Consider the following 26,775-nt stretch of genomic DNA (forward strand, 5'->3'; position numbering starts at 1 on the left):
CGCGGCCTCCTCGTTCACCCGTACGCACCGCACATCACCCATACGCCGTGAAGAATCATATTTCACTCACAGTCAGCAGCCATGCGGGGCAAGGCCCTTGGCGCTACTGGGCCCTCGACGTACGCGCCGTGCACCAGTACCGTCACAAACCCCCCGCGCGGCGTCTATCCACTTGGCGCGCCGTCCGCATCATGGATGACCATAGGGATGCGGAAAGCAAGAAAGACCGCTGTGAGAGGAGGCGTCCATGGGATCGGTGCGCAAGGCGAGTGCCTGGCTGGGCCTCGTTGACGACAACGATGACGAGCGTTACTACGACGACGACTACTCCGAAGGGACCGAGTCCGGGGAGGCCTGGGTCACCGACCCCCGGGTCAAGGTGGCCTCGGACGTCGCCGAGGAGAAGGGCCGCCGGATCGGCACGGTCACTCCGGACAGCTTCCGGGACGCCCGGCACATCGGCGAACTGTTCCGGGAAGGCGTCCCGGTGATCATGAACCTCACCGCCATGGAGGCCACCGACGCCAAGCGCGTCGTCGACTTCGCCGCCGGTCTGATCTTCGGCCTGCGCGGTTCGATCGAGCGGGTCTCCACCCGGGTGTTCCTGCTGACCCCGGCCGACACGGAGATCATCAACGGCGAGCCCGCCGCGCACCGCGCGGACGGTTTCTTCAACCAGAGCTGAGGCAGGGCCGTTAGTCGGCCCTGCCCCCTCGGGGGTTCACCGGAAGGCGTCGAGCCCGGTGAGCGCCTTGCCCAGCACGAGCTGGTGCATCTCGACGGTGCCCTCGTACGTCAGCACCGATTCGAGGTTCGTCGCGTGCCGCATGATCGGGTACTCCAGCGAGATCCCGTTGGCGCCGAGGACCGTCCGCGCCGTACGGCAGATGTCGATGGCCTCACGGACGTTGTTGAGCTTGCCGAAGCTGACCTGCTCGGGACGCAGGCGGCCGGCGTCCATCCGCCGCCCGAGATGGTGCGCGAGCAGAATCCCCTTGTGCAGTTCGACCGCCATGTCGGCGAGCTTGGCCTGGGTGAGCTGGAAGCCCCCGATCGGCCGCCCGAACTGTTCCCTCGACTTCGCGTAGTCGACCGCCGCCTCGAAGCAGGAGCGCGCCGCGCCCATGGCGCCCCAGACGATGCCGTAGCGCGCGTGCGACAGACAGCTCAGCGGGCCGCGCAACCCGGTGACCTCGGGCAGGACCGCCTCGGCGGGCAGCCGCACCTCGTCCAGGACGAGTTCGCTGGTGACCGAGGCGCGCAGGGAGAGCTTGTGCTTGATCTCGGGGGCCGAGAAACCGGGGCTGTCGGTGGGCACCACGAAGCCGCGGATACCGTCCTCGGTCTGCGCCCACACCACCGCGACCCCGGCCACGAACCCGTTGGTGATCCACATCTTGCGGCCGGTCAGCACCCAGTCGGAGCCGTCGCGCTTGGCGTACGTCCGCATGGAGGCGGGGTCGGAGCCGTGGTCGGGTTCGGTGAGCCCGAAGCAGCCGATCACCTCACCCGAGGCCATCGAGGGCAGCCACGCCCGCTTCTGCTCCTCGCTGCCGAAGCGGTGGATCGCGTACATGGCGAGGGAGCCCTGCACGGAGACCAGGGACCGGATGCCGGAGTCGGCGGCCTCCAGCTCCAGACAGGCGAGCCCGTACTGGACGGCGGAGGCGCCGGCGCAGCCGTAGCCGCTCAGCGACATGCCGAGCGCGCCGAGGGAGCCCAGCTCGCGGGCGAGCTCCCGGATGACGGGCAGCTCGCCGGTCTCGTACCACTCGGCGACGTACGGCAGGACTCGGTCGGCGGCCCAGCGGCGGACGGTGTCGCGGACCGCGAGGTCCTCGGGCTGGAGGAGGTCGTCGATCCCGAGCGGATCGGCGGGATCGAACGGGGGCAACGGCATGGGAGACCCTCCGGCAGCTCAAAACTAGCGGTGCTAGTCACGGGTTGAAGGCCGACGTTACGACGCAGTCTCCACCACGTCCAGCCTTCTCAGGCGGAGACCGGGGACTCCGCGACCTCCCGGGGCGCGGGCACCTCCACGGGCGCCGCCGCGAGCTGCTCGCAGTTCATGGTCCGGGGCAGCCTGAGCGCCATCACCGCGCCGAGCAGCAGCAGCCCCGCGCTGACCAGCAGCGTCACATGGAGCCCGTGGACGAAGCAGTTCCGGGCCACCTCGCGCAGGGTCTCCCCGGCGGTGCCGCCCAGCCGGCCGGCGACCTCGTAGGCCTCGCCCAGCGAGTGCCCGGCCGCCGCGGACGCCGAGGCGGGGACCCCGGGCACGGACGCCAGGCCGGGGGCGTAGGCCGCGTTCATCACGCTGCCCAGCAGTGCGATGCCGATGCCCGCGCCGAGCTGGTAGGAGGTCTCGCCGATCGCCGCGGCGCCGCCCGCCTGGTCCGGCGGGGCCTCGCTCAGCATCGACTCGTACGCCCCGAACAGGGTGGTCTCCAGGCCGAAGCCCAGCAGCACGAACCCGGAGAGCATCAGCGCGGGATTGTCCGTCCCGCCCATCGCGGTCAGCAGCACCACCGCGAAAGCGGTCAGGCAGAACCCGGAGCACACCATCGTCCGCGGCCCGAACCGGCGCAGCATCCGGGCGCCGGCGAGTCCGGCGCTCATCGCCGCGATGGTCAGGGGCAGCAGCCGCAGCCCGGTCTCCAGCGGCGACAGTCCGAGCACCAGTTGGAGGTACTGGGCCGCGATCAGCTCCAGGCCGACCAGGGCGAGCATCGCCAGGACGATGCAGCCCACCGAGGTGCTGAACGCGGGACGGGCGAACATCCCGAGGTCGACCAGGGGGTGCTCGCGGCGCCGCTGGCGCCGTACGAACAGGATCAGCAGGGCGGCGCCCAGCAGCAGGGGGACCGCGGTGCCGCCGTCCAGCTCGCCGCCGCCGAGCCGTTTCACGCCCAGCACGACACCGAAGAGACCGGCCGCCGCCATCAGGGCGCCGGCCACGTCCCAGGGTCCGTCCGCCGTGCCCTTCGACTCGGGCAGCAGCATCCGGCCCACGGGCAGGCTGACCAGCATCAACGGAATGTTGACGAGGAAGACCGAGCCCCACCAGAAGTGCTCCAGCAGGAACCCGCCGAGCAGCGGTCCGACGGCCGCGCCGACCGCGGCCACCGCGCTCCAGATGCCGATGGCGAGCGCCCGCTCGCGCCGGTCGGGGAAGACCTGGCGGAGGATCGACAGGGTGGCCGGCATGATCATCGCGCCGCCGACGCCGAGCAGCGCCCGGGCCACGATCAGCACCTGGGCGGTGTCGGCGAGGGCGGCCATCGCGGAGGCGACGCCGAACAGGGCGTAGCCGAGGAGCAGGATCCGTCTGCGGCCCACGCGGTCACCGAGCGTGCCGAAGAGGATCAGCAGCGAGGCGCAGACGAGCGGGTAGATGTCGACGATCCAGAGCAGCTCTATGGCGCCCGGCCTGAGATCCTCGGTGACGGCGGGTACCGCCACGTGCAGCACGGTGGCGTCGACGGCGACCAGCAGCAGGCTGGCGCAGAGGACGACGAGGACGACCCAGCGGTTGGCACCGGCCCCGGCAGCCCGACGGCGCAGCACAGCGGCCGTGGTCGTACCGGACATGTACGTACCTCCCAGACGTTCCCCCGACTTCGGCGGGCTCACGGGGTGGGGACTCCCCGTGACTCGGCCGGAGAGGAGCGGTGATCCCCGGCCCGCGCAACGAAGCGAGTGACTCGTCAGCGTACGCGAGTCCGCGCCGGTGGCCAGTGGCGGACCTCTCAGACTCCGGACTGAACACGTGTGGCGTACGCCACTCCCGCCTCCGTGGAGGGCCGGCTGCCGGGAGCCGGGACCGCCTCGTTCGTGCGGGACCGACGCGCGGCGCCCGCCGGCCGCGCGCGGACGATGGGACGCGCCCCCTCCCCCGCCCCCGGCACGACCGCGCCGGGCGCGTACGTCGTCCGGTGCGCTCCGGGCATGGCGCTCGCGCCCCTGGGCGCCGCCCGCCGTGACCCGTTCGAGCACGTCCGGTGATCGCCAGGAGAATTCAGCACCAGGTTTCGGTGAACGAATTCAAAAGCGGTATAAAACCGTACGCATGAATGATCAAAGGAATTGAAGGGCCCGGCCGCCGCCGAATGCGAAGTCACAGGAAATAAGGCGCCCGTTGAGAGGAATCCCACATCACATCGTCATCACAAACCGGCGGATTCGACGGGCGCCAGAGCTCACTCGCTGTAACGTCGATTGGGTGCGTACCGAACGAAACCTCACCCGTCTGGACCGGGTGTTCGCGAGGCTGGACCGTGAGCCGGAACGGCCGGCCCACATCGACGTGCCGAGAATGAGCCGGCACAGGGTCGCTCTTCTCGCCGCGACCCTGGCCTTCTATGTGGCGATCGTCTGGGCCGTGGTCATCACCTCGTGGCTGGTCCGGCTCGACTGGCAGGTCATGTTCTTCCGGCCGTACCAGCAGTGGTCGGAGATCCACGCATTCGTCGACTACTACGTGGTGCTCGGCCAGCGCGGCCCCACCGCGGTGATGATCGCGGCCTGGCTGGGCTGGCGCTCCTGGCGCCAGCACACGCTGCGGCCGCTGCTCACGCTCGGCGTCTCGCTGCTGCTGCTGAACCTCTCGGTCGGCGCCGCCAAGATCGGCATGGGCCGCCTCGGACCGCACTACGCGACCCAGGTCGGCTCGAACGAGATGTGGCTCGGCGGCGATATATTTCCCAGCGGCCACACCGCCAACGCCGTGGTGACCTGGGGAATCCTGGCCTACATGGCCTCCACCCCGAGAGCCCGCCGCTGGCTGTCCGCGCTGTCGGCGGTGACCTCGCTCGGCGTCGGCCTGTCCACCGTGTACCTCGGTACGCACTGGCTGAGCGACGTCCTGCTGGGCTGGGCCGCGGGCCTGCTGATCCTGCTCGCGCTGCCCTGGTTCGAGCCGCTGATCGCCCGCGCCGAGTCCGTCATCCTCGACCTGCGCGACCGCCGGCGGGCCGGCCGTCCCGCCACGGGGCCGGTCCCGGGTACGCCGGTCGGGGTCCCGGTGCTGCTCAAGCCGCGCGAGTCGGCCCAGGACGTCTCCCCCACGGCCCGTTCGCCCCGGGCGCCGGTCCATCTGGCGCCGGGCCCGCACACGGCCCGCTCGGAGCGCACCCCGGTCACCCCGGTCGGCAGCCGCCGGCCGCCGCACCCCGACCGGCTGGGCCGCGGCACGGCCTCCGCTCCGCGCCCGGTGACGGGCGGCTGACCGGCGAAGGACGGCGGGCCCGGTACGCACACGACGGCCCCGGCCCCTCCTGGTGAGGGGCCGGGGCCGTCGTCCGCCGTCTCAGCCCTTCCAGGCCCTGGTCACCAGGCCGTCACGCACCTCGAAGTTCAGGCGGCCGCTCATGAACTCCATGGTGATGATCGCGCCCGGTGGCAGGGACCGGACGGTGGACCAGCCCCGTTCGCGGGCGAGCCGCTCGGCGCGGTCGGCGGCCAGGCCGAGATAGCTCTCCGGCTGGTCCCGGGGTTCTGCGGAAGGTGTCGGAATCGGTGCCATGCGGCCACGCTAGGCCCTCGGCGGCGGTGGCGGCCAGAGGGGTGGCCACCTCGGCCACTCGCCGTACTCATCCCCCTCCGGTCACGCTTCTGTCACAGGATCACGACACGCGTTTCGGCCCAACCGCATCACACGTTCGAGCGGTTCCGTACGCCTTTCGCGGGCATTCGAACGTAATTCCCGCGTGTCGTGCCGGCTCTCCGAAAAGGCCGTCGGAAAGTTCCCGGGTAACTCTCCCCGGACCTCTTTCCCCACGCGATTCCGCGCGGCTCCGGAAGGGCCGAAACCGCACAGGAATTGCCTCGTCGCTCCACAGCGACCGCGTACGCCCCCCTGTCGGAGGCAGGGCCGCGCGAGCATCATGGCGTGGGCTCGCGGGCACGCGCGGCGCGGGCTTCGACGGGCCGGGGCAGGCGAGCGAAGGGGCGAGCGAGCGATGGCCACTGAGACCGTGCGGACGCCGGTACGACCCGTGCACACCAAGCACAAGGGCCGGGCGGTCGTCGACTGGCTGACCACCACCGACCACAAGAGGATCGGGCATCTCTACCTGATCACGTCGTTCGCGTTCTTCCTGCTCGGCGGTCTGATGGCGTTGCTGATGCGGGCCGAGCTGGCCCGGCCCGGACTCCAGCTCATCGACAACCAGGAGTTCAACCAGCTGTTCACGCTGCACGGCACGATCATGCTGCTGCTCTTCGCGACCCCGGCGTTCGCGGGCTTCGCCAACGAGCTGATGCCGCTCCAGATCGGGGCGCCCGACGTCGCCTTCCCCAGGCTGAACATGCTGTCCTACTGGCTCTACCTGTTCGGCGGGCTGATCGTGATCAGCTCGCTGTTCGTGCCGTCCGGGCCGGCCGACTTCGGCTGGTTCGCCTACGCGCCGCTCAACAGCCTGGAGCGCTCACCGGGCATCGGCGGCGATCTGTGGATCATGGGGCTCGCGCTCTCCGGGTTCGGCACGATCCTCGGCGCGGTCAACTTCGTCACCACGATCATCGGGATGCGCGCGCCGGGCATGACGATGTTCCGGATGCCGGTCTTCGTCTGGAACACGCTGTTCACGTCGATCCTGATCCTGATGGCGTTCCCGGTGCTGGCGGCGGCGCTGCTGTGCCTGGAGGCCGACCGGCGCTTCGGCTCGCAGATCTTCGCGCCCGCCAGCGGCGGCGCGCTGCTGTGGCAGCACCTGTTCTGGTTCTTCGGCCACCCCGAGGTGTACATCATCGCGCTGCCGTTCTTCGGGATCGTCAGCGAGATCATCCCCGTCTTCTCGCGCAAGCCGATGTTCGGCTACCTGACGCTGATCGGGGCGACGATGGCGATCACCGGCCTGTCGGTGGTGGTGTGGGCGCACCACATGTTCGCCACCGGCGCGGTGTTGCTGCCGTTCTTCTCGTTCATGAGCTTCCTGATCGCGGTGCCGACCGGGGTGAAGTTCTTCAACTGGACCGGCACCATGCTCAAGGGCTCGCTCTCCTTCGAGACCCCGATGCTGTGGTCGGTGGGCTTCCTGGTGACGTTCCTGTTCGGCGGTCTGACCGGGGTGATCCTGGCCTCGCCGCCGATGGACTTCCACGTCACGGACTCCTACTTCGTGGTCGCGCACTTCCACTACGTCGTCTTCGGCACCGTCGTCTTCGCGATCTTCGCCGGGTTCTCCTTCTGGTGGCCGAAGTTCACCGGCCGGATGCTCGACGAGCGGCTCGGCAAGATCCAGTTCTGGACGCTGTTCGTCGGTTTCCACACCACGTTCCTGGTGCAGCACTGGCTGGGCGCGGAGGGGATGCCGCGCCGCTACGCCGACTACCTGGCCGCGGACGGCTTCACGGCGCTGAACACGGTCTCGACGATCGGCGCGTTCCTGCTCGGCATCTCGACGCTGCCGTTCCTCTACAACGTCTGGAAGACGGCGAAGTACGGCGAGAAGGTCGAGGTCGACGACCCCTGGGGGTACGGGCGTTCGCTGGAGTGGGCGACGTCCTGCCCGCCGCCGCGGCACAACTTCACCACTCTGCCCCGGATCCGCTCGGAGTCCCCGGCGTTCGACCTGCACCATCCCACGTTCGCGGCGCTCGCTCCAGAGCCCGGGTCAGCCGGTCCCGAGCGGTCCTGATGGCGTCGGTGAGCTCGACGGGCTCCAGCACCTCGAACTCCAGGCCCAGCAGCATCACATGGATCACCATCACGTCCAGGTTGCCCGCCCCGGTGCGCAGCAGACAGCTCCGCGGCCCCTCCGGCTCCAGCACCCCGGCGGAGGGCGAGATGTGCTCGGCGGCCTCCCGCAGCGGGACCAGCAGCCGCACCAGCGCCTGGGTGGCGTAGGCGCGGGTGGAGACGCCCTGGGAGACGTAGGCGGCGAGGTCGTCGGCGGGCGGGCGGCGGGGGGTGAAGCGGGGGCCGTGGGGCGGGCGGGGCGTGATGCGGTCGACGCGGAAGATGCGCCAGTCGTCCCGGTCCAGGTCCCAGGCGACCAGGTACCAGCGCCGCTCGGTGCAGACCAGGCGGTGCGGCTCGGCCCTGCGGCGGGTGAGCGTGCCGTCGTGCCCCCGGTATTCGAAGCGCAGCGCCTCCGCGTCCCGGCACAGATGGGCCAGTTCGGTGAGGACTCCGGGGTCGACCGCGGAGGGCAGGCTGCGCAGCATCGGCACGGTGAAGGCGTTCAGGGCGCTGACGCGGCGGCGCAGACGGTTGGGCAGGACCTGTTCCAGTTTGGTGAGCGCGCGCACCGAGGTCTCCCCGATGCCCTCGATGCCCTGTCCCGCGGCGGTGCGCAGGCCGACGGCGACGGCGACCGCCTCGTCGTCGTCCAGCAGCAGCGGCGGCAGTTCGGCGCCGGCGCCGAGCTGGTACCCGCCGCCCGAGCCGGGGCTGGCGTTGACGGGGTAGCCCAGTTCGCGCAGCCGGTCCACGTCACGGCGCACGGTGCGCGCGGTGACACCGAGACGCTCGGCGAGTTGGGCGCCGGACCAGTCCCGGTGGGTCTGGAGAAGCGAGAGCAGGCGCAGCAGTCGTGCCGAGGTCTCCAACATGGCGCCGAGTCTGCCAGCGCTATCGGACAGTTACGGTCCGCAATGCTCAACTCATGAACATCTGGGCGTTGAATATGGACACCTGGCCCTCACTCGGGTTCGTGTCGGCTCGTCCGTCTCACGGCGTGTAGGACAGCTGCGGCACCACGAAACAGGTGCGGTCCATGTCGCCCTGCGACACCCAGCCCCGGCCGTCCTGCCAGCGGGCCACCGACAGACACGCCCGGCGGGTGGCGGGCGGTTCGGGCAGGTGCGCGAAGCGGACCGGGAGCAGCAGCCCGCCCGCGGTGAAGTCCTGGCCACGGCTCATCCGGTCGTCCACGCACGCGCGCGTGACGCCGGCCGCCGCGCAGGCGCGGGCCGCCTCGGTGAACCAGCGGGCGGCCGCCCACCCCTCCAGCTGCCACTGCGAGTGCGTCTCGAGACCCTCGGTGGCGTCCCGGAACTCCCGTACCGCGGCATTGCCGGTGTCCTCGAAGTTGCGGCTGGACCCCGTCGCCCACAGGGCGTTGCGGCAGTACGGCGCGTCCTCGTAGTCGTCGGCGACGGTGGACGTCCAGTTCTGTACGTTCGTCACCTTCGCGGTGAGGCGGACACCGGCGTCGTCCAGGGCCGCGCACAGCCGGGCGTTGCCGTGGCTGTCGATGGCGTCGAAGACCAGGTCGGCGCCCCGGTCCTTCAGATCCGCCGCGACGGCGCGGAAGTTGGGCAGCGCGAAGTCCACCTGCTCGGTGATCACCTCGTACCCCTCGGCCCTGAGTCCCCGCTCGACGAGCCGGGCGTAGGCGGCGGACGCGGACTGGTTGTAGGAGACGACGGCGGCCGTGCGGGCGCCGTGCTCGCGCTTGAAGTAGCGGTAGACCTCGGTGCCGCCGTACAGCTTCCCGTCCCAGCCGACGGTGCCGCGGCGGGGCGCGAGGCTGCCGTAGACGCCGTACAGGTGGGGCCAGGTGTCGTAGGCGGCGCCGATGGGCTGGCCGCCGATGTCGGGCACGCGCGCGCGGGAGACCCGGGAGGCGCCCGCGTAGTCGAGGGCGGTGGTGGCGACCAGCGCGACGACCTTGTCCTCGTCGATCAGCCGGTGCACGCACTCGTTGTTGCCGACGCCGCTGCCGCCGTCGTCGCACAGCCGCACCTCGACGGGCCGCCCGCCGATGCCGCCGCGCGCGTTGAGGTGCTCGAAGTACGCCTTCGCGCCGTCGCGCGGGCCGGTGAAGGCGTTGCCGCCGACCGGGCTGGTCGCGCTGGTGATGATGCCGACCCGGATCGGCCCGGCGTCCGGGTCGGCGGACGTACGGGTTCCGCCCTCGAAGTCGCTCTCCGGCAGGCGGCTGCCGCAGGCCGCGCTCAGCACCACCAGCAGCAGCGCGGCCAGCGCCTCAGCAGCCCGGGACCGGCGAGGCCGAGCCATTGCCGCTCAGTTGCACCAGCGCGCACAGCGTCCTGGCGGAGACCTTCCAGGTGCCGTCCTGCTCGACGGCCGTCCCGGCGGCGTCGGGCAGGGCGGTGGCGCCGTTCAGGGTGAGCGTGTACGTCACGTCCGCGCCGGTGGGCGAGGTGAAGGCGACCTCGGTGACCTGGGCCTCGACCTGTCCGCCGCGCTCGTCGCCGCTGAACGCCCTCAGCACCGGCGCCATCTCCTCGCCGTTCTCCAGGACGGTCTGCTTGTCGTCGAGGGAGGTACCGGGGTCGAAGAACTTCTGCCAGTTCTGCTTGATCTCCTGCTCGGCCGCCCCGGCGTCGGCCGGCGCGGTCGCGGCGGGGGCGCTGGCCGTGCGTTCCACGGAGGGGGTGGGCGGGGTCGCGTCGCCGCCGCCCTCGTCGTCGCTGCAGGCCGCGAGGGCCGGGGCCAGCAGAAGCAGCAGGGCCGCCGCCAGGGCGGTGCCGCGGCCCGCGTTGCGCCGACTGAGGTCGCTCCCGAGAACCATCTGGCTCACCACCGGGTGTCGGTCCGGGCCGGGTGCGCCCGGTGCTTTCAGGGTCAGCTCACAAGGGGCATAGTGCAAGCCATCGGCTGACATGGACAGACATATGACGTGTGAAGCCAGAGGAGCCAGCGATGCGGACACCCCGACCGCGTGACAAGCAGCCCGTCCTGTGGGCCGGCTGGGCCGCCCTCGCCGCGGGCGCGGTGCTCTGCGTCCTGGGCTGGTACGGCGTCTCCGGCGAGCGGTTCGCCGAGCGGCAGCTGCCCTACCTCGCCTCCTGCACGGTGCCCGGCGCGGCGCTGATCGTGGCCGGCACGGTCCTCCTCGCGCGCGGTCGTGACGCGCTCACCGCGGCCCGTGTCGACGAGATGTACGGGCTGCTCGTCGCGGCCGGTCCGGACGACTCCGAGCCGCCCGGGCGGCCCGCGCCGCCGCTCGCGGTCAGCGGGGACCTGCTGATGGTGCCGGGCGGCACGCTGTGGCACCGGGCCGACTGTCCGCTGGTGGCGGGCAAGGCGGAGGCGGTGCCGGTGGACGCCGGGCTGGTGCGGGGCGGCGGACTCGGCCCGTGCCCGATCTGTGAGCCGGACGAAGCGGACGACTGATGTCCGGCCTGACGTACGACCTCACCCTGGCCGGTCTCTCGGTCGGCGCCGCCGCCGCGCTCACCGGGATCGGCCTGGTCGTGACGTACCGGGCCACCGGGGTGCTGAACTTCGCGCACGGCGCCGTCGCCATGGTCTGCGCCTACGCGCTGCGGCAGTGCGTGGTCGAGTGGGGCTGGCCGCTGTGGGCGGGGACCGCCGTCACCCTGCTGGTCCTGGCGCCCGCCGTCGGCGTGGCCCTGGAACGGTTCGTCTTCCGCCCGCTGTCGGTCCTCGGCGGTGATCCGGCCCGGACGCTGGTCGCGTCGATCGGCGTGTTCGTCCTGCTGGTGGGCGGGGCCGCGCTGCTGTGGGGGCAGGGGGCCCGGGACGACGCGCCCGAGGTACTGGGGTCGGCCGACCCGTGGGGGCAGCTCGCGGTGGTCCTCGCGCTCGCCTGCACCGTCGGGGCGGTCGTCCGGTGGACCCGGTTCGGGCGGGAGCTGCGGGCCGTGGTGGACGACCGGCGACTCGCCGTGCTCGGCGGGGTGGACGCGGACCGGGTCGCCTCGGCCGGCTGGGCGTTCGGCTCGTTCACGGCCGGTCTGACCGGGGTGCTGCTCGCGCCGTACGTGCGCCTCGACCCCTACGGGCTGCCGCTGCTGGTGATGGAGGTCGTGGCGGTGGCGGTGGCGGCCCGGATGCGGAGCCTGCCGGTCGCCGTGCTCACCGCGCTCGGCATCGGCGTGGCCCAGGCCCAGTTGACGCGGCTGCACCCCTCGGGCTGGGGCGAGCCGCTGCTCCAGGCGGTCGGGGCGAACCTGTTCGTGGTGGCCCTGCTGATCGCCGCGCTGGCCCTGCCGCGCGTCGGCGCGCGGGACGCCCTGCCGCGCACGGCCACCGCACGCGTGCCGACCCCTCCGGGGGCGTGGATCGTGGCGCTGGTGCTGTTCCTGCTGCCCCTCGGCTTCGCCGGGCGCGACCTGCACACCTCGGTCCAGGTCCCGGCGCTGGGCGTGGTGCTGCTGTCCCTGGTCGTGGTCACCGGCCGGGGCGGCCAGATCTCCCTCGGCCAGGCCGCCTACGCGGGCCTCGGCGCCCTGTTCACGGCGCTGCTGGCGGCGGGCCGCTTCCCGGGGCTGCCCCGGCTGCCGGAGCTGGCCGCGCTGGCGCTGGCGGTGCTCCTGGTGGCGCCGCTGGGCCTGCTGACCGGCTGGCCCGCGATCAGCCGCCGCGGCCTGGCGCTGGCGCTGGCGACGTTCGCGGTGGGCGTCGGCGTGAGCCGCTTCGTCTTCGCCCAGCCGTACGCGACATCGGGTCTGGCGCTGGGCCGCCCCGCGGGCTTCGAGGGCGACCGCGCCTACTACGTCCTGGAGTTGCTCCTGCTGGCCGCGGCCCTGCTGGCGACCCGCACCCTGCGCACCGGCCGGACGGGCCGCGCCCTGGCGGCGATGCGGGACCACGAGGCGGGCGCCTCGGCCGCCGGGGTGCGGGTGCCGTCGCTGAAGCTGCTGGCGTTCGTCGCGGGCGCCGCGCTGGCCGCGCTGGGCGGCGGCATGCTCGGCATGGGCCTGCGGGCCTTCGAACCCGGCGCCTTCGACCCCGTGCGCGGCCTGCTGTGGTTCGCGGCCGTCGTGGTGCTCGGCGCCGACAGCACCCTGGGCGCCCTCGCGGCGGCGGCCCTGCTGGTGGGTCTGGACGCGGGCGCGCGGGGCGGTGTGGCGGCGGCCCTGATCGGCGTACTGGCGGTGCTGGTGGGACGGTTCCCCGGGGGCCCGCACGAGGCGCTGCGCGACCTGACGGCCCGGCTCCGCCCGAGCCCCGGCTCCCGCCTGACGCCACACGGCGAGACGGTACGGGCGCGGCTCACGGAGGCCCGCACGGGGGCCGCCGACACGCCTGCCGGAACCGAAGCCGGAGCCGCGGGTCGGCGAACAGCCCGCGGCAAGGAGGTGCGCGCACAGCTGCGCGCACGGCTCGCGGGAGCCCGCACGGCGGCCACCGGGACTTCGCCCGGAGCCGGAGACCGAGGTGCGGCACCCGACGAGGGGGTACGCACGGGAGCGCGCACACCAGCCGCCGGAACACCTGCCGGAGCCGAGAGCCGGGGAACAGCCCGGGGGGAGACGGCGCGCCCGAGGCTCGCGGAGGCCCGCACGGGGGCCGCCGGCACGCCTGCCGGAACCGAAGCCGGAGCCGCGGGTCGGCGAACAGCCCGCGGCAAGGAGGTGCGCGCACGGCTGCGCTCGCGGCTCGCGGCATACCGCACGGCGCCTGCCGGCCTTTCAGCCGATGCCGGACACCGACAGCCGGCACCCGACGAGGAGGCACGCGCGCGGCGCCCAGGATCCCCGCCACCGGCCACCGGGACTTCGGCCGACGCCGGAGGCCGACGGGCGGCACCCGACGAGGGCGTACGCGCGGGAGCCCGCACACCGGCCACCGGAACACCCGCAGGGGCCAAAGACCGGCCGACGGCACGCGAACGCCTGCGCGCACGGCTCACAGGGGTTCGCACACCGGCCCCAGGACCGGCCGCCGAAGACGCAGGGCGGGCAGCTCGCCACCCCGGTCGGCCGGGGCAGGCTCGACCGGGCCCGCACGACGCCGACGGGCCCGTACGACCGGCCGGCCCCACCGGACCCACTGGACCCGCCGCCCCTGCCAGCCCCACCAGACCCGCCGCCCCCGCCCGGCGCCCCTCGACCGCACACCCCCCGCTCCTGACCACCCGCGGCCTCAAGGCGTCCTACGACGGCTTCCGGGCCCTGGACGGCGTCGACCTGGAGGTGCACCCCGGCCGGATCACCGCGGTCGTCGGCCCCAACGGCGCCGGGAAGAGCACCCTGTTCCACTGCCTGGCCGGCACCCTGCGCCCCTCCGAGGGCCAGGTCCGCTACGGCGCCCGGGACATCACCCGGCTGCCCGCGCACACCCGTACCCGGCTCGGCGTCGGGCGGACCTTCCAGCAGCTGGCCGTCTTCCCGTCCCTGACCGTGGCCGAGAACGTCCGGGTGGGTGCGGAACAGGGCCATGTCGACGACCCGGCCGCCGTGGACCGCGCCCTGCGCCTCATGGGCCTGGACGGCCCGGTGCGCGAGGCACCCGCCGCGGACCTGCCCACCGGCACCCTCCGCCGGGTCGAGCTGGCGCGCGCCCTCGCGGGCGGCCCCCGGGTGCTGCTGCTGGACGAACCGGCCGCCGGTCTCGACACCGCCGAGGTCACCGCGCTGGCCCGGGTCCTGATGGCGCTCGCCGCCGACGGCACCGCCCTGCTGGTGGTGGAGCACGACCTGGACCTCGTCGCCGACCTCGCGGACGTCGTCCACGTCATGGCGGCCGGCCGCGTCGTCGCCTCCGGTCCCCCGGGCCGGGTCCTCGACACGCTCGCGGCCCGGGAGACCCCCGCATGACGCTCTCCCTGCGCCGCGCGCGCGTGCGCTACGGCCCCCTCGAAGCCCTGCACGGCGTCACCCTCGCCGCGCCGGGGCCGGGCCTGACCGTCCTGCTCGGCCGCAACGGATCGGGCCGTACGACCGTACTGCGCGCACTGGCCGGAACCGTCGGCCTGACCGCGGGGGCGGTGGTGTGGGACGGCGTCGACATGACCGGTGTCCCCGCCCACGAACGCGCCCGCCGTGGGCTGTGCCTGGTCCCGGACCGCCGGGCCGTCTTCGGCTCGCTGACCGTCCGCGAGAACCTCGAACTCACCGCCTCCGCCCCCGGCCCCGCCCTGGACGCCTACCCGCGCCTGGAGAGGCTGCTCGACCGCCGGGCCGGCACCCTCTCCGGCGGCGAGCAGCGCATGCTCGCCCTGTCCCGGGCGCTGCTGGGCCGCCCGCGCGCGGTGCTCGTGGACGAGCCGGCGCAGGGCATGTCCCCCGCGGTGGCGGCCCGCACCTACGAACTCCTCGCCGGCCTGGACGCCTGCGTGGTCCTGGCCGAGCAGCGGCTGCCGCCCGTCCTGCGCGACCGGCCCGCGCTGGTGTACGAACTGCGCCGCGGCTCGGTCGTGTTCGCGGGCGAGGCGGCGGAGTGGGGGCGCTCCCCGGCCGACGGAGCCGCGTAGACCTACGGCAGGAGGAGCAGCACCTCGGTCCGCAGCCGGTCCGGATCGCCGCCGATCGTCTTCTTGTTGAGCTTGTACAGGGCCTGCCAGCCGCCCTTGACCCGGTACTTGCGGGCGATCGCGGAGAGGGTGTCCCCGCTCTTGACCGTGTGCATGCGGCCCTTGAGCCCGTACCGCTTGGAACAGACGGGCCAGGCCCCCCAGCCCTGCACGGCCAGGACCTTCTGGGCGACGGCGATCTGCTCGGCGCGGGTGGCGAGATCGGCGCGCGGGGCGTACTTCAGGCCGCCGAACTCCTTCCAGGTGGGCTGCCAGAACTGGAGTCCGCCGTAGTAGCCGTTGCCGGTGTTGATGTGCCAGTTCCCGCTGCTCTCGCACTCGGCGATACAGCCCCAGGGCCACTGGTCGGCGGCGCAGGCGGGGAGCCGGGCCGCGTCCGGGATCCGGGGGGTCGCCGCAGGGGGCACGGCGTGGGCGGCCGCGGGGTCGACGGCGGTGAGCAGGACGGCCGCGAGGGCGAGGGTGATCGTCGTGCGGTACATCGGCCCACGCTAAGCAGGGGCGCGCGCGGGGGCGGTCCCGGCGCGTCGGTGGGCCGAGGGGCCCCACCCGGTCGGCGGACCGACGGACGGGGCCCCGGTGCCCGGCGAGCGGGCGCCGCTCAGACGTCGAGGCGCTGTCCGGGCACGATCACATCGGGATCGCCGCCGATGACGGCCTTGTTGGCGGCGTACAGGCGCTGCCAGGTGGTGCCGTGGCGGGCGGCGACGGCACTGAGGGTGTCGCCCTGGCGTACGACGTGGTCGCCGCGGGAGGAGCCGCGGTCGGTGCGGTCCGGGGCCCGCTCGGGGGCCTTCGCCGCCGGTGCCGCCTGTGCCGTCGCCGGTGCGGTGGCGGGAGCGGGGCCGTGCGCCCCGGCGCGCGCCGAGCAGGTGGGCCAGGCGCCCCAGCCCTGGGCGCGCTGCACCTTGGCGGCCACCGCGATCTGCTGGTCCTTGCTCGCCCGGTCGGCGGTGGCCGCGTAGGCGGTGCCGCCGTAGGCCCGCCAGGTGCTCGCGGAGAACTGGAGTCCGCCGTAGTAGCCGTTGCCGGTGTTGATGTGCCAGTCGCCGCCGCTCTCGCACCGGGCGATGCGGTCCCACACTCCGCCGTCCGCCGCGGCGGCGTTGCCGCCGGCGGCCAGCAGCCCGAGCGGGGCGAGCAGGGCCGCCCCGGCGAGGACCGCCGTCGTACGCGCCCTACGGGCGGTGTCGCGCGTGGTGTCGGCGTGTCCGGAACATTCGGCCATGGAGTTCCCTCCCGACTGACCCGGGGTCCCCGGGGCCGGGCGCGCTCCGCGCACTGGGTCGCGGTCGTCGCGTTCGGCCCCCTCCGCCGGCGGGGATGGTGCTGTGAGCCTTGCGGTGGTGCGGTCGGCGGACGTGCCCGGGCGGTGCGCTGTGCACCCGGCGGAGGAATGTAGGGAGAACGGGCGCCCGGTATCAACCAACTCCTTGTCATTCCTGGCCAGTTCGCCGTTACCGCGGGTATCGGCGATTTCCGGCCACCCACTTCATGTCCCGATATGCGGATATGTCGACCAGCAGCCTCGCCGATCTGTGACTCACTTCACCGGACCAACCGCCTTGACCTGTCAACTACTTGACCAGGAGTGCCCGATTCCGTGCCCGAGGTGACCGAACGCGACGGTCGGTTCGATTCCGTTCGTCCTGGCGCGTGACTCCCGCCACAGATCACCCGTTGTCTCTGCATGAGCCCGGGACCCACCCCGGATCACGGGCCGGGGGCCACCCGGCCGCGCCACACACCACATCCCGAGGGAGCCACCCGTGCCGCGCATGCTCGACGTCAGCGACGAGGTACGTGCCGAGATCGGCGACGAAGAAGCCGACCGGCTGCTCGCCGGAGACAACGCCCCCGGCAGCTACGACTGCACCTCCTGTCGCACCCAGGGCGACTCCGAACAGGAGCGCACCAGCACCGTTCTGTTCATCGGGGACGAGACCGCCGTCCTCGCCTTCGCCCACGCCACCTGCCTGCCCTCGCAGGTCGTCCAGGTCACCGAGGAGCAGCTCCAGGGAGCGGTGCGGTCCATCACCGGCGACTCCCCCGACCTGGAGCCGGACCGGGCGGCGCCCGAGCAGGCCGTGCTCGGCGTGACCAGCGGACTGATCCTGATCGCCGGGGAGTTGCACCCGGCGCTGGTGGTGGAGCCGACCGGGCCCATCGTCCGCCCCGGCTCCACCGACATCGGCGACGACTTCCTGCCGCTGCTGATCGAGCAGGGGTTCATGCCGATGACGCAGATCGAGTCGGTGCCGCCCGTGCTGCACGGCTGGTCCGTCCTGCTGGCCATGGGGCAGCTGCACGCGGTGCTCCAGCCGGGCCCGGGCGGCGGCCAGCCGGTCGCCTGGTGGCAGGCCCACCAGCCGTTGCAGGTCACCGAGGGGTGGCGGGCCGCCGCCAACAAGCACCAGCAGGTGCTGCTGTTCGCGGCGCCGGTGGGCTCCATCGGCCGTCAGCCGCGGGAGGACCTGCTGCGGGACGCGCTCGACAAGGCCGCGGCCAACGGCAAGCTGGTGGCCTCGGCACTGCCGCTCGCCGGCACCTGAGCCGACACCCGGGCGGGCACGGGGCCGGCACCCGAGCCGGCACCCGGCCAGGCATCCGAGCGAGCACCCGACCGACCGCCGGGAGGGGACTGCGCGACGGACGGCGACCGCGAATCGCCGGTGTTTTCCGCGCAGTTCCCCGCACCCCGAGTACGTCTCACGACCGCATCCCTTGCAGGGGCCCGTCGTTTGGACATACGTGCACGCATACGATGCTTCTCCGTCGGCAACGCCGATCTACGACGCGCTCTACGCCGAGTACGTCAAATCCTTCCGCACTCTGCCGGGCGACCGCAGCGGCGAGGAGGACCTGGGCTTCACCGCCTTCGGGAACATCCCGCACAGTACGGGCTCGTACGGCGGCCACCGGCCGGGGTCCTTCTCCAGCTTGTACAGCGCCTACAGCGCGGGCGCGCACAGCGCCCGGCAGTCGCAGTGGCAGCGGGTCGGGCACATCGGGCCGCAGGGCACCGGCAGCACGGCGCTCCAGCCCGTTCCGCGCAAGAGCCTCTGAGGCGACGGGAAGAGGGCGGTCCCCCCGTCGGGGGACCGCCCTCTTCCCGTGCCCTCGGGGCTACTTCTTCCGCCCGCGCTTCTCGCGGACCCGCACCGAGATGTGGATCGGGGTCCCCTCGAAGCCGAACTCCTCACGCAGCCGGCGCTCGATGAAGCGGCGGTAGCCGGCCTCGATGAAGCCGGAGGCGAAGAGCACGAACCGCGGCGGCTTGGTGCCGGCCTGGGTGCCGAACAGGATGCGCGGCTGCTTGCCGCCCCGGATCGGGTGCGGGTGCGCGGCGACCAGCTCGCCCAGGAAGGCGTTGAGGCGCCCGGTGGGCACCCGGGTCTCCCAGCCGGCCAGGGCCGTCTCGATCGCCGGGACCAGCTTCTCCATGTGCCGGCCGGTGCGCGCCGACACGTTCACCCGGGGCGCCCAGGCGATCTGGGCCAGCTCGGTCTCGATCTCCCGCTCCAGGTAGTAGCGGCGCTCCTCGTCGAGGGTGTCCCACTTGTTGAAGGCGACGACCATCGCGCGCCCGGCCTCGACGGCCATCGTCACGATGCGCTGGTCCTGGACGGAGATGTTCTCGGAGGCGTCGATCAGGACGACCGCCACCTCCGCCTTCTCCACCGCGGCGGCGGTGCGCAGCGAGGCGTAGTAGTCGGCGCCCTGCTGGAGGTGGACCCGCTTGCGGATACCCGCGGTGTCGACGAACTTCCAGGTGACACCGCCGAGTTCGATCAGCTCGTCGACCGGGTCCCGGGTGGTGCCGGCGAGCGAGTCGACGACCACGCGCTCCTCGCCCGCCACCTTGTTCAGCAGCGAGGACTTGCCGACGTTGGGGCGGCCGATCAGCGCGATGCGCCGGGGACCGCCGACCGCGGTGCCGAAGGACTGCTCGGGCGCGTCGGGCAGCACGTCGAGCACGGCGTCCAGCATGTCGCCGGTGCCGCGGCCGTGCAGGGCCGAGACCGGGTGCGGTTCGCCGAGCCCGAGGGACCACAGGTAGGAGGCGTCCGCCTCACCGCTCGGCCCGTCGACCTTGTTGGCGCACAGCACGACGGGCTTGCCGGCCTTGCGCAGCAGGCGTACGACCGCCTCGTCGGTGTCGGTCGCGCCGACCTTGGCGTCGACGACGAAGACGACGGCGTCGGCGGCCTCGATGGCGTACTCGGCCTGGGCGGCCACGGAGGCGTCGATACCGAGGACGTCCTGCTCCCAGCCGCCGGTGTCGACGACCTTGAAGCGGCGCCCGGCCCACTCGGCCTCGTAGGTCACCCGGTCGCGGGTGACGCCGGGCTTGTCCTCGACGACGGCCTCGCGGCGCCCGATGATGCGGTTGACGAGCGTCGACTTGCCGACGTTCGGGCGGCCGACGACGGCCAGCACCGGGAGCGGGCCGTGGCCCGCCGCCTCGATGGCGCCCTCGACGTCCTCGACGTCGAAGCCCTCTTCCGCGGCGAGCTCCATGAACTCCGCGTACTCGGCGTCGCCAAGTGCCCCGTGGTCGTGCGCCTCGCCCGCGCCCTCGGAGTGGATCTGGTCGTTCATGAAGTCCGTACCTCGTTCAGTGTGGTGATCGGTGGACCGCCCGATCCGGGTGATCCACTACTCAAGTGTGGCCTAGCGCCCGGTGAGCCGCCTGGCGTTGACCAGGTGCTCGGTGAGCTGCTTCTGGATGCGCTCGGTGGCCTCGTCCAGTGCCGTGCGGGTGCGCCGTCCGCTGCCGTCGCCCGCCTCGAACGGGTCGCCGAAGACGACGTCGACGCGGCTGCGCAGCGCGGGCAGTGCCCTGACCAGCCGGCCGGGGCGTTCGGTGCTGCCCAGGACGGCGACCGGGACGATCGGCGCGCCGCTGCGCACGGCGAAGTAGGCCAGCCCCGCGCGCAGGGAGGCGAAGTCGCCCTCGCCCCGGGTGCCCTCGGGGAATATCCCGAGGACGCCGCCGTTCTCCAGGACGCCGAGGGCCCGGGTGATGGCGGTGCGGTCGGTGGTCGCGCGGTCCACCTTCAGCTGGCCGATGCCGGTCAGGAAGGGGTCGAGCGGGCCGATGAACGCTTCCTTCTTGATCAGGAAGTGCGTCGGCCGGGGTGCCACGCCCATGACCATGGGGCCGTCGATGTTGTGGGAGTGGTTGACGGCGAGGATCGCCGGGCCGGAGGCCGGCATCCTCCAGGCGCCGAGCACCCGCGGCCGCCACAGCCCGTACATCAGACCGACGCCGATACGCCGGCCGACCTCGGCGCCCCGTGGGGACGGCAGCTCGGTCACTTCGCCGCCCGCTTCTCCTCGACGAGGGTCACGACGCATTCGATGACCTGCGCGAGGGTGAGCGCGGTGGTGTCGACCTCCACCGCGTCGCCGGCCTTGGCCAGCGGGGAGGTCTTGCGGCTGGAGTCGGCCGCGTCCCGCTTGATCAGGGCCTCGCGGGTGGCGGCGACGTCGGCGCCCTTGAGCTCACCGCTGCGGCGGGCCGCGCGGGCCTCCGCCGAGGCGGTGAGGAAGATCTTCAGGTCGGCGTCGGGCAGCACGGTGGTCCCGATGTCCCGGCCCTCGACGACGATGCCGACCTCGGCGCCGGCCGCGATCGAGCGCTGGAGCCCGGTGATCCGGGACCGCACCTCGGGCACCGCGCTGACCGCGCTGACCTGGGAGGTGACCTCCTGGGTGCGGATCGGGGCGGCGACGTCGATGCCGTCGACGGTGATCGTCGGCTTCTCCGGGTCGGTGCCCGAGACGATGTCGGGCTTGCCGGCGGCGGCCGCGATGGCGTCCGGGTCGTCGACGTCGATGCCGTTGGTCACCATCCACCAGGTGATCGCCCGGTACTGGGCGCCGGTGTCGAGGTAGCTCAGGCCGAGCTGGGCGGCGACGGCCTTCGACGTGCTCGACTTGCCCGTGCCGGAGGGGCCGTCGATGGCGACAATCACGGGCTGGGCGGCGCCGTTTTCCACGGGGGGACACCTTCCTGGTGCTGTGTGGCGGGGTGCGGGGGCGCGATGGTGCCCCGCACCAGGTTACCGGGCGCCCGTCACTCGTCCGGACGCCGACCGCCGACGGCCCCCGCGGCGGCGGGGCCTCACTGGCGGATCGACCAGCCCCGCTCCCGCAGCGCGGCCGTCAGCACGGGCACCGCGTTCGGCTCGACCATGAGCTGCACCAGACCGGCCTGCTGGCCCGTCGCGTGCTCGATGCGGACGTCCTCGATGTTGACCCCGGCCCGGCCGGCGTCGGCGAAGATCCGGGCGAGCTGGCCGGGCTGGTCGTCGATGAGCACGGCCACGACCTCGTAGACGCGCGGCGCGGAGCCGTGCTTGCCGGGCACCCGGACCTGGCCCGCGTTGCCGCGGCGCAGGACGTCCTCGATGCCGGCGGTGCCCTCGCGGCGTTTGGCGTCGTCGGAGGACTGCAGGGCCCGCAGCGCCCGGACGGTCTCGTCGAGGTCGGCGGAGACGTCCGCGAGCAGGTCGGCGACGGGTCCCGGGTTCGCGGAGAGGATGTCGATCCACATCCGCGGGTCGGAGGCGGCGATCCGCGTCACGTCGCGGATCCCCTGCCCGCACAGCCGTACGGCGGCCTCCTCGGCGTTCTCCAGGCGTGCGGCGACCATGCTGGAGACCAGGTGCGGCATGTGGGAGACGAGGGCCACGGCCCGGTCGTGGGCGTCGGCGTCCATGACGACCGGTACGGCCCGGCAGTGCGAGACCAGCTCCAGGGCGAGGTTCAGGACCTCGGTGTCGGTGTCGCGGGTCGGCGTCAGCACCCAGGGCCGGCCCTCGAAGAGGTCCCCGCTCGCGGCGAGCGGGCCGGACTTCTCCCGGCCCGACATGGGGTGGGTGCCGAGGTACGCCGAGAGGTCCAGGCCCGTCGCCTGGAGCTCGCGGCGCGGTCCGCCCTTGACGCTCGCCACGTCGAGGTAGCCGCGGGCCACGCCGCGCCGCATGGCGTCGGCGAGCACCCCGGCCACGTGCGCGGGCGGCGCGGCGACGATCGCGAGGTCCACCGGGCCCTCGGGCGCCTCGTCCGTGCCGGCGCCGAGCGCGGCGGCGGTGCGGGCCTGCTCGGGGTCGTGGTCGGTGAGGTGGACGATCACGCCCCGGCTCACCAGGGCCAGCGCGGCGGAGGTGCCGATGAGGCCGGTGCCGATGACGAGTGCGGTTCTCACTGGGCGACGTCCTTGCGCAGGGCGGCCGCGGCACCGAGGTAGACATGGGCGACCTCGGCCCGGGGCAGGTCGGACTCGATGTGCGCGAGGACCCGGACCACGCGGGGCATGGCGCCCTCGACGTCCAGCTCCTGCGCGCAGATCAGCGGTACGTCGACGATGCCGAGCTTGCGGGCGGCGGCCGCGGGGAAGTCGCTGTGCAGATCGGGGGTGGCCGTGAACCAGATGCTGATCAGGTCGTCCGTGGTCAGGGCGTTGCGCTCCAGGACGGCGGTGAGCAGGGCTCCGACCCGCTCGTCCATGTGGCCGGCGTCGTCCACGTCGAGTTGGACGGCGCCCCGGACCGCTCGTACCGCCACGGCTTGGCTCCCTTGCTGCTGTACGGATCGACTCTGTGTGTATCCAGCCTAGTCAGCGCCCGGTGCGGGGGTGCGCGGCGCCCGTCTCCTGAGACGGGCGGCGACGGCCCGTACCGCCCGCACGTTTCGGGCGTTCACTCCCGGTTGCTTCTACTTCGTTCCTTTCGGTGCGAGGATGCTGTCCATCCGGCTGACCTCCGCCCCCGGCCCTTCCGCTTCCCCGGAGTGACGACATGACGAACGGTCCGACGCGGCGCACGATCCTCCTCGCCACCGGAGCGGCGGCGCTCCCGCCGCTCCTCGCGGCCTGTGGCGGCTCCGACGACGGCGGCTCCTCCGAGCAGACCGTCGAGACCGACGAGACCGGCACCGGGTCCGCGCAGGCGGGCGGCCAGGAGCTGACCACCACGGACGACATCCCGGTCGGCGGCGGCAAGATCTTCAAGGACCAGGAGGTCGTGGTGACCCAGCCGGAGGACGGCGAGTTCAAGGCCTTCTCCAGCATCTGCACCCATCAGCGGTGCCCGGTGGCGAGCGTCACGGACGGCACGATCAACTGCACCTGCCACGGGAGCAAGTTCTCGATCACCGACGGCGCCGTGATGAGCCCGCCGGCGACGATGCCGCTGCCCGAGAAGCGGATCACGGTGCAGGGAAACTCCATTCGCCTGGTGTGAGGTGCCGCGTACGCTCCCCGTCATGGACCCCGAGACGCTGGTACGCGACCACACGGTCTACTCCTGTGTGATGGGTTCGCGCGCCTTCGGTCTCGCGACGGACGGCAGCGACACCGACCGGCGGGGCGTCTTCCTCGCCCCCACTCCCCTGTTCTGGCGCTTCGACAAGCCGCCGACGCATGTGGAGGGCCCGGCCGAGGAGCAGTTCAGCTGGGAGCTGGAGCGCTTCTGCGAGCTGGCGCTGCGCGCGAACCCCAACATCCTGGAGTGTCTGCACTCCCCCCTCGTGGAGCACGCCGACGCCACCGGCCGCGAGCTGCTCGGCCTGCGGGACGCCTTCCTCTCCCGGCAGGCCCACGACACGTTCGCGCGGTACGCGCTCGGCCAGCACAAGAAGCTTCAGGCCGACGTCCGCAATCACGGCGCCCCGCGCTGGAAGCACGCGATGCACCTGCTGCGGCTGCTGATCAGCGCCGGCGACCTGTTGCGCACCGGCGCCCTCACGATCGACGTCGGCGACCGGCGCGAGCCGCTGCTGGCGGTCAAGCGCGGGGAGGTGCCGTGGCCGGAGGTCGAGGCGTGGATGAACCGGCTGGCCGAGGAGGCGGAGCGGGCGGCCGGGCGCAGTCCGCTGCCGGCCGAGCCGGACCGGCGGCGGGTGGAGGACTTCCTCGTCCGCGTCCGCCGCGCCTCAGCCCTCCAGCCGGACCCGTACGACGAAGTCGTGCAGGGCGTCGTGGGCGGTCGCCGCCTCGGGCAGCGCTGACGCCGTCTGCGCCTCGTCCAGAGTCGCGTGCAGGGCCGTCACGTCGGCCTCCACGCGCGCGTGGTCGACGTCGGCCGCCCCGTGCTCCTGCTCCGCCTTGGCCGCGATCAGCTCCGGCAGGTACGCGGGCGCCTCGGGCACCTGGCCGAGCAGGGTGGGCAGATGGGCCTGCACCTCGCCGGCGCGCATCAGGTGGATGCCGGTGAGCAGGACCCGGAAGGTGTAGAGCAGCGGCTTGAGCTCGTCGGTCCTGGTGAACAGCCGCCACTGGGTGGTCGCGAAGCCCCGGTAGTGGTGGGCGTGGTGGGCGGTGAGGACACCGGGGGCGAGCGCGGCCAGTTCGCGGTGCGCGTCGGTGGTGTGCACGACGAGCGGGGAGAGCAACTGCTCCAGGACGTAGCCGTTGCGACGGAGCATCAGCCGGACGAACTTGCGCAGGTCGTGGGTGACCAGGTCCATCTCGACGCCGTCCCGGTCCCACATCCGGGACCGGGTCTCGGCCGGCTCGCGCAGTCCGACGAGGTCGGCGGCGGACAGCAGGTGCACGCCCCGCAGGTCCACGTCGGAGTCCCGGGAGGGGAAGCCGTAGAGATGGGCGCCCGAGACGGTGGCGAAGAGCACCGGGTCGGGCTGCTCGGCGACGACGGGCGCGAGGTCGATGTCCAGGGCGTCGATCATCCGCTAAGCGTCCCAGAGAGAGCCGAGGGTGAGCAGGTCGGCCCGGTACTCGATGCGGTCCGCCCACTCCCGCGGCCAGGCGTCGGCTCCGAGGTACGCGCCGGCGAAGGCACCGGTGAGGCAGGCGATGGAGTCGGAGTCGCCGGAGGAGCAGGCGGCCCGCCGCAGCGCGGTGACCGGCTCGTCGACCAGGAGCAGGAAGCACAGCAGCCCGGTGGCGAGCGCCTCCTCGGCGATCCAGCCCTCCCCCGTGGCCAGGCAGGGGTCGGTCTCGACCGAGCCGGCCCGCACGGCCCGCTGGAGCCGTTCCAGGACGGCGAGGCACTCGTCCCAGCCGCGCGCGATGAAGTGCTCGGGGCTCGGGTCGTGGCTGCGGGTCCACAGGTCGCCGAGCCAGGTGTGGTGGTAGCGGGTGCGGTTGTCGTAGGCGTACGAGCGCAGCAGGCCGACCAGTCCGGTCGGCTCGGCGCCCTGGGCGAGCAGCCGTACGGCGTGCGCGGTGAGGTCGGAGGCGGCGAGGGCGGTGGGGTGGCCGTGGGTGAGCGCGGACTGCAACTGGGCGGCGCCCGCGCGCTGTTCGTCGCTCAGTCCGGGGGCGAGCCCGATCGGCGCGACGCGCATGTTGGCGCCGCAGCCCTTCGAGTCGATCTGGCTGGCGTCCTGCCAGAGGCGTCCGTCGGCCTTGAGCAGGTCGCAGGCGGTCAGACAGGTCCGGCCCGGGGCGCGGTTGTTCTCCGGGGACCGGTACCACTCGACGAACTCCTCCCGCACCGGGCGCTCCAGCCGCTTGGGCGCGAGGGTGCCACGGTCCATGGCGGTGCGCAGTCCCCTGCCGAGGGCGAGGGTCATCTGGGTGTCGTCGCTGACGAGAGCCCGCTGGGGCAGCTCCATCTCCCGCCAGGGCCCGCACTTGGCGAGGATGGAGGGCACGTCGTTGAACTCGGTGGGGAATCCCAGCGCGTCCCCGAGGGCGAGCCCGATCAGGGTTCCGGTGGCGGCGCGCTTGTTTCCGGGGGCGGTCATAGGGAGGGTCCTTCCGGGGTCGGCCTCAGCAGCGGCGGGTGGAGGGTGGCGGCGGTGCCCGCGCGGTGGAGCGCGGCGGGCTTGCCCCGGCCGCCGGTGAGCCGGCTGGCGCCGGGGACGGCCTCGACGAAGCCGGGCGTGGCAAGCACCTTGCGGCGGAAGTTGGGCCGGTCCAGGACGGTGCCCCACACGGCCTCGTAGATCTGCTGGAGCTCGCCGAGGGTGAACTCGGGCGGGCAGAAGGCGGTGGCGAGGCCGGTGTACTCCAGCTTGGCGCCGACCCGGTCGTGGGCGTCGGCGAGGATCCGGTCGTGGTCGAAGGCGAGGCCCCCGGCCCGGTCGTACGGCACCCAGCGGGCGTCCGCCGCGTCGCTGCCGCCGTGCACCTCGGGCGCGTCGGGCAGCAGGGCGGCGAAGGCGACCGAGACGACCCGCATCCGGGGGTCGCGGCCGGGCTCGCTGTAGGTCCGCAGCTGTTCCAGGTGGAGGCCGGAGACGTCCGACAGGCCGGTCTCCTCGGCGAGTTCGCGCAGGGCGGCCGTCTCGGCGGACTCGTCGGGCTGCACGAAGCCCCCGGGCAGGGCCCGCCGGCCGGCGTACGGCTCCTGTCCGCGCTCGACGAGCAGCACGTGCAGGGCGCCCTCGCGGACGGTGAGGACGGCGAGGTCGACGGTGACGGCGAAGGGTTCGTGCGCGTACTTGTCGTATCCCCGCACGACGATCACCTCCTTTATGGTCAGCATGACCAGTAGTCACTGTGACCATAAAGCGTGCGGCCCCGCCCCCGCAAGCCCCCAGCGCCTGCCTCCGCCCCTTCCGCACAAGAAGAGGCGGCCGGTACCGGGAATCCCGGTACCGG

The 26,775-nt window shown here is 73.0% G+C and carries 27 protein-coding genes; 11 read left to right on the plus strand and 16 right to left on the minus strand.

Annotation, left to right across the window (positions count from 1 at the left end; genetic code table 11):
* Positions 1–247 precede the first annotated feature (247 nt).
* Positions 248–685 carry a cell division protein SepF gene (locus tag ABT296_RS25065; protein ID WP_351930882.1) on the plus strand — a complete coding sequence of 146 codons (438 nt, stop codon included), beginning with the start codon at positions 248–250 and terminating at the stop codon, positions 683–685.
* A 36-nt stretch (positions 686–721) separates the two neighbouring features.
* Here the strand turns inward: ABT296_RS25065 and ABT296_RS25070 are convergent, their stop codons facing one another.
* Complete coding sequence (locus ABT296_RS25070; protein WP_351930883.1) at positions 722–1,900, minus strand: acyl-CoA dehydrogenase family protein; 1,179 nt, start codon at positions 1,898–1,900, stop codon at positions 722–724.
* A gap of 89 nt (positions 1,901–1,989) precedes the next feature.
* Positions 1,990–3,591, minus strand: coding sequence for an MFS transporter (locus ABT296_RS25075; protein ID WP_351930884.1), 1,602 nt, complete (start codon positions 3,589–3,591; stop codon positions 1,990–1,992).
* Positions 3,592–3,771: 180 nt separating this feature from the next.
* Between ABT296_RS25075 and ABT296_RS25080 the strand changes: the two genes are divergently transcribed.
* Positions 3,772–4,005 carry a hypothetical protein gene (locus tag ABT296_RS25080; RefSeq protein WP_351930885.1) on the plus strand — a complete coding sequence of 78 codons (234 nt, stop codon included), beginning with the start codon at positions 3,772–3,774 and terminating at the stop codon, positions 4,003–4,005.
* Between the two features lie 217 nt (positions 4,006–4,222).
* Positions 4,223–5,227, plus strand: coding sequence for a phosphatase PAP2 family protein (locus ABT296_RS25085; RefSeq protein ID WP_351930886.1), 1,005 nt, complete (start codon positions 4,223–4,225; stop codon positions 5,225–5,227).
* 81 nt (positions 5,228–5,308) lie between these two features.
* Here the strand turns inward: ABT296_RS25085 and ABT296_RS25090 are convergent, their stop codons facing one another.
* Complete coding sequence (locus ABT296_RS25090) at positions 5,309–5,524, minus strand: I78 family peptidase inhibitor (protein WP_351930887.1); 216 nt, start codon at positions 5,522–5,524, stop codon at positions 5,309–5,311.
* Between the two features lie 436 nt (positions 5,525–5,960).
* Here ABT296_RS25090 and ctaD point away from each other — a divergent pair, with 436 nt between their 5' ends.
* Positions 5,961–7,640, plus strand: a complete 1,680-nt coding sequence (ctaD, locus tag ABT296_RS25095) for an aa3-type cytochrome oxidase subunit I (protein ID WP_351930888.1) — start codon at positions 5,961–5,963, stop codon at positions 7,638–7,640.
* Here ctaD and ABT296_RS25100 read toward each other — a convergent pair.
* The 3 genes from ABT296_RS25100 to ABT296_RS25110 form a co-directional block, all read right to left on the minus strand.
* Positions 7,531–8,556 (minus strand): helix-turn-helix transcriptional regulator, encoded by a 1,026-nt coding sequence (locus ABT296_RS25100; protein WP_351930889.1) that lies wholly within the window; start codon positions 8,554–8,556, stop codon positions 7,531–7,533. The genes ctaD and ABT296_RS25100 overlap by 110 nt on opposite strands.
* Before the next feature lie 118 nt (positions 8,557–8,674).
* The gene (locus tag ABT296_RS25105) at positions 8,675–9,967 is read right to left on the minus strand and encodes an ABC transporter substrate-binding protein (RefSeq protein ID WP_351930890.1); all 1,293 of its coding nucleotides are present in this window, start codon (positions 9,965–9,967) and stop codon (positions 8,675–8,677) included.
* Positions 9,936–10,484 (minus strand): MTB12 C-terminal domain-containing protein, encoded by a 549-nt coding sequence (locus ABT296_RS25110; RefSeq protein WP_351930891.1) that lies wholly within the window; start codon positions 10,482–10,484, stop codon positions 9,936–9,938. Before ABT296_RS25110 ends, ABT296_RS25105 begins: the two co-directional genes overlap by 32 nt.
* A 131-nt stretch (positions 10,485–10,615) precedes the next feature.
* Here ABT296_RS25110 and ABT296_RS25115 point away from each other — a divergent pair, with 131 nt between their 5' ends.
* From ABT296_RS25115 to ABT296_RS25125, 3 genes are read left to right on the plus strand one after another with little or no spacing between them, the layout of a single operon-like run.
* Positions 10,616–11,089, plus strand: a complete 474-nt coding sequence (locus ABT296_RS25115) for a hypothetical protein (protein ID WP_351930892.1) — start codon at positions 10,616–10,618, stop codon at positions 11,087–11,089.
* Entirely contained in the window at positions 11,089–14,481 is a 3,393-nt protein-coding gene (locus tag ABT296_RS25120; protein WP_351930893.1) for an ABC transporter permease subunit, read from the plus strand. Before ABT296_RS25115 ends, ABT296_RS25120 begins: the two co-directional genes overlap by 1 nt.
* The gene (locus ABT296_RS25125) at positions 14,478–15,137 is read left to right on the plus strand and encodes an ABC transporter ATP-binding protein (RefSeq protein ID WP_351930894.1); all 660 of its coding nucleotides are present in this window, start codon (positions 14,478–14,480) and stop codon (positions 15,135–15,137) included. Before ABT296_RS25120 ends, ABT296_RS25125 begins: the two co-directional genes overlap by 4 nt.
* Positions 15,138–15,139: 2 nt before the next feature.
* Here ABT296_RS25125 and ABT296_RS25130 read toward each other — a convergent pair whose 3' ends face one another.
* Together ABT296_RS25130 and ABT296_RS25135 are read right to left on the minus strand one after the other, a co-directional pair.
* Complete coding sequence (locus tag ABT296_RS25130; protein WP_351930895.1) at positions 15,140–15,679, minus strand: transglycosylase family protein; 540 nt, start codon at positions 15,677–15,679, stop codon at positions 15,140–15,142.
* 119 nt (positions 15,680–15,798) lie between these two features.
* Positions 15,799–16,425 carry a LysM peptidoglycan-binding domain-containing protein gene (locus tag ABT296_RS25135; protein ID WP_351930896.1) on the minus strand — a complete coding sequence of 209 codons (627 nt, stop codon included), beginning with the start codon at positions 16,423–16,425 and terminating at the stop codon, positions 15,799–15,801.
* Between the two features lie 541 nt (positions 16,426–16,966).
* On the opposite strand from ABT296_RS25135, the gene ABT296_RS25140 reads away from it, so the two are divergent.
* Positions 16,967–17,749, plus strand: a complete 783-nt coding sequence (locus tag ABT296_RS25140; RefSeq protein WP_351930897.1) for a DUF8842 C-terminal domain-containing protein — start codon at positions 16,967–16,969, stop codon at positions 17,747–17,749.
* A gap of 199 nt (positions 17,750–17,948) precedes the next feature.
* The gene (locus ABT296_RS25145) at positions 17,949–18,263 is read left to right on the plus strand and encodes a hypothetical protein (protein ID WP_351930898.1); all 315 of its coding nucleotides are present in this window, start codon (positions 17,949–17,951) and stop codon (positions 18,261–18,263) included.
* Positions 18,264–18,323: 60 nt separating this feature from the next.
* On the opposite strand, the gene der is transcribed toward ABT296_RS25145, so the two are convergent.
* The 5 genes from der to aroH form a co-directional block, all read right to left on the minus strand.
* Positions 18,324–19,799: a ribosome biogenesis GTPase Der gene (der, locus tag ABT296_RS25150; protein WP_351930899.1), complete on the minus strand. Its 1,476-nt coding sequence runs from the start codon at positions 19,797–19,799 to the stop codon at positions 18,324–18,326.
* Between the two features lie 72 nt (positions 19,800–19,871).
* Entirely contained in the window at positions 19,872–20,519 is a 648-nt protein-coding gene (locus tag ABT296_RS25155) for a lysophospholipid acyltransferase family protein (protein ID WP_351930900.1), read from the minus strand.
* A complete protein-coding gene (cmk, locus tag ABT296_RS25160) occupies positions 20,516–21,202 on the minus strand; it encodes a (d)CMP kinase (protein ID WP_351930901.1) in 687 nt (228 codons plus the stop codon). The genes ABT296_RS25155 and cmk overlap by 4 nt, the downstream gene beginning before the upstream one ends.
* 125 nt (positions 21,203–21,327) lie before the next feature.
* Complete coding sequence (locus ABT296_RS25165) at positions 21,328–22,413, minus strand: prephenate dehydrogenase (RefSeq protein WP_351930902.1); 1,086 nt, start codon at positions 22,411–22,413, stop codon at positions 21,328–21,330.
* Positions 22,410–22,772, minus strand: a complete 363-nt coding sequence (aroH, locus tag ABT296_RS25170) for a chorismate mutase (protein ID WP_351930903.1) — start codon at positions 22,770–22,772, stop codon at positions 22,410–22,412. The genes ABT296_RS25165 and aroH overlap by 4 nt, the downstream gene beginning before the upstream one ends.
* A 233-nt stretch (positions 22,773–23,005) precedes the next feature.
* Here aroH and ABT296_RS25175 point away from each other — a divergent pair, with 233 nt between their 5' ends.
* Both ABT296_RS25175 and ABT296_RS25180 read left to right on the plus strand, forming a co-directional pair.
* Positions 23,006–23,449 carry a Rieske (2Fe-2S) protein gene (locus ABT296_RS25175; RefSeq protein WP_351930904.1) on the plus strand — a complete coding sequence of 148 codons (444 nt, stop codon included), beginning with the start codon at positions 23,006–23,008 and terminating at the stop codon, positions 23,447–23,449.
* Between the two features lie 22 nt (positions 23,450–23,471).
* Positions 23,472–24,215 carry a nucleotidyltransferase domain-containing protein gene (locus ABT296_RS25180; protein WP_351930905.1) on the plus strand — a complete coding sequence of 248 codons (744 nt, stop codon included), beginning with the start codon at positions 23,472–23,474 and terminating at the stop codon, positions 24,213–24,215.
* Here ABT296_RS25180 and ABT296_RS25185 read toward each other — a convergent pair.
* From ABT296_RS25185 to ABT296_RS25195, 3 genes are read right to left on the minus strand one after another with little or no spacing between them, the layout of a single operon-like run.
* Positions 24,141–24,893 (minus strand): nucleotidyltransferase domain-containing protein, encoded by a 753-nt coding sequence (locus tag ABT296_RS25185; RefSeq protein WP_351930906.1) that lies wholly within the window; start codon positions 24,891–24,893, stop codon positions 24,141–24,143. The genes ABT296_RS25180 and ABT296_RS25185 overlap by 75 nt on opposite strands.
* A gap of 3 nt (positions 24,894–24,896) precedes the next feature.
* The gene (locus ABT296_RS25190) at positions 24,897–25,916 is read right to left on the minus strand and encodes an ADP-ribosylglycohydrolase family protein (protein ID WP_351930907.1); all 1,020 of its coding nucleotides are present in this window, start codon (positions 25,914–25,916) and stop codon (positions 24,897–24,899) included.
* Positions 25,913–26,659, minus strand: a complete 747-nt coding sequence (locus ABT296_RS25195) for an NUDIX hydrolase (RefSeq protein WP_351930908.1) — start codon at positions 26,657–26,659, stop codon at positions 25,913–25,915. Before ABT296_RS25195 ends, ABT296_RS25190 begins: the two co-directional genes overlap by 4 nt.
* Positions 26,660–26,775: the final 116 nt, after the last annotated feature.

It is taken from the genome of Streptomyces sp. NPDC000983, assembly GCF_040299205.1.
In the GTDB taxonomy this organism is placed as follows: Bacteria; Actinomycetota; Actinomycetes; order Streptomycetales; family Streptomycetaceae; genus Streptomyces.

Coding starts and splice junctions, on each gene's coding strand:
- ABT296_RS25065 (WP_351930882.1), top strand. CDS start 248: ATGGGATCGGTGCGCAAGGCGAGTGCCTGGCTGGGCCTCGTTGACGAC.
- ctaD (WP_351930888.1), top strand. CDS start 5,961: ATGGCCACTGAGACCGTGCGGACGCCGGTACGACCCGTGCACACCAAG.
- ABT296_RS25135 (WP_351930896.1), bottom strand. CDS start 16,425: ATGGCCGAATGTTCCGGACACGCCGACACCACGCGCGACACCGCCCGT.
- ABT296_RS25105 (WP_351930890.1), bottom strand. CDS start 9,967: ATGGCTCGGCCTCGCCGGTCCCGGGCTGCTGAGGCGCTGGCCGCGCTG.
- der (WP_351930899.1), bottom strand. CDS start 19,799: ATGAACGACCAGATCCACTCCGAGGGCGCGGGCGAGGCGCACGACCAC.
- ABT296_RS25090 (WP_351930887.1), bottom strand. CDS start 5,524: ATGGCACCGATTCCGACACCTTCCGCAGAACCCCGGGACCAGCCGGAG.
- ABT296_RS25190 (WP_351930907.1), bottom strand. CDS start 25,916: ATGACCGCCCCCGGAAACAAGCGCGCCGCCACCGGAACCCTGATCGGG.
- ABT296_RS25110 (WP_351930891.1), bottom strand. CDS start 10,484: ATGGTTCTCGGGAGCGACCTCAGTCGGCGCAACGCGGGCCGCGGCACC.
- ABT296_RS25075 (WP_351930884.1), bottom strand. CDS start 3,591: ATGTCCGGTACGACCACGGCCGCTGTGCTGCGCCGTCGGGCTGCCGGG.
- ABT296_RS25070 (WP_351930883.1), bottom strand. CDS start 1,900: ATGCCGTTGCCCCCGTTCGATCCCGCCGATCCGCTCGGGATCGACGAC.
- ABT296_RS25115 (WP_351930892.1), top strand. CDS start 10,616: ATGCGGACACCCCGACCGCGTGACAAGCAGCCCGTCCTGTGGGCCGGC.
- ABT296_RS25195 (WP_351930908.1), bottom strand. CDS start 26,659: ATGCTGACCATAAAGGAGGTGATCGTCGTGCGGGGATACGACAAGTAC.
- ABT296_RS25185 (WP_351930906.1), bottom strand. CDS start 24,893: ATGATCGACGCCCTGGACATCGACCTCGCGCCCGTCGTCGCCGAGCAG.
- ABT296_RS25120 (WP_351930893.1), top strand. CDS start 11,089: ATGTCCGGCCTGACGTACGACCTCACCCTGGCCGGTCTCTCGGTCGGC.
- ABT296_RS25130 (WP_351930895.1), bottom strand. CDS start 15,679: ATGTACCGCACGACGATCACCCTCGCCCTCGCGGCCGTCCTGCTCACC.
- ABT296_RS25125 (WP_351930894.1), top strand. CDS start 14,478: ATGACGCTCTCCCTGCGCCGCGCGCGCGTGCGCTACGGCCCCCTCGAA.
- ABT296_RS25100 (WP_351930889.1), bottom strand. CDS start 8,556: ATGTTGGAGACCTCGGCACGACTGCTGCGCCTGCTCTCGCTTCTCCAG.
- ABT296_RS25175 (WP_351930904.1), top strand. CDS start 23,006: ATGACGAACGGTCCGACGCGGCGCACGATCCTCCTCGCCACCGGAGCG.
- ABT296_RS25180 (WP_351930905.1), top strand. CDS start 23,472: ATGGACCCCGAGACGCTGGTACGCGACCACACGGTCTACTCCTGTGTG.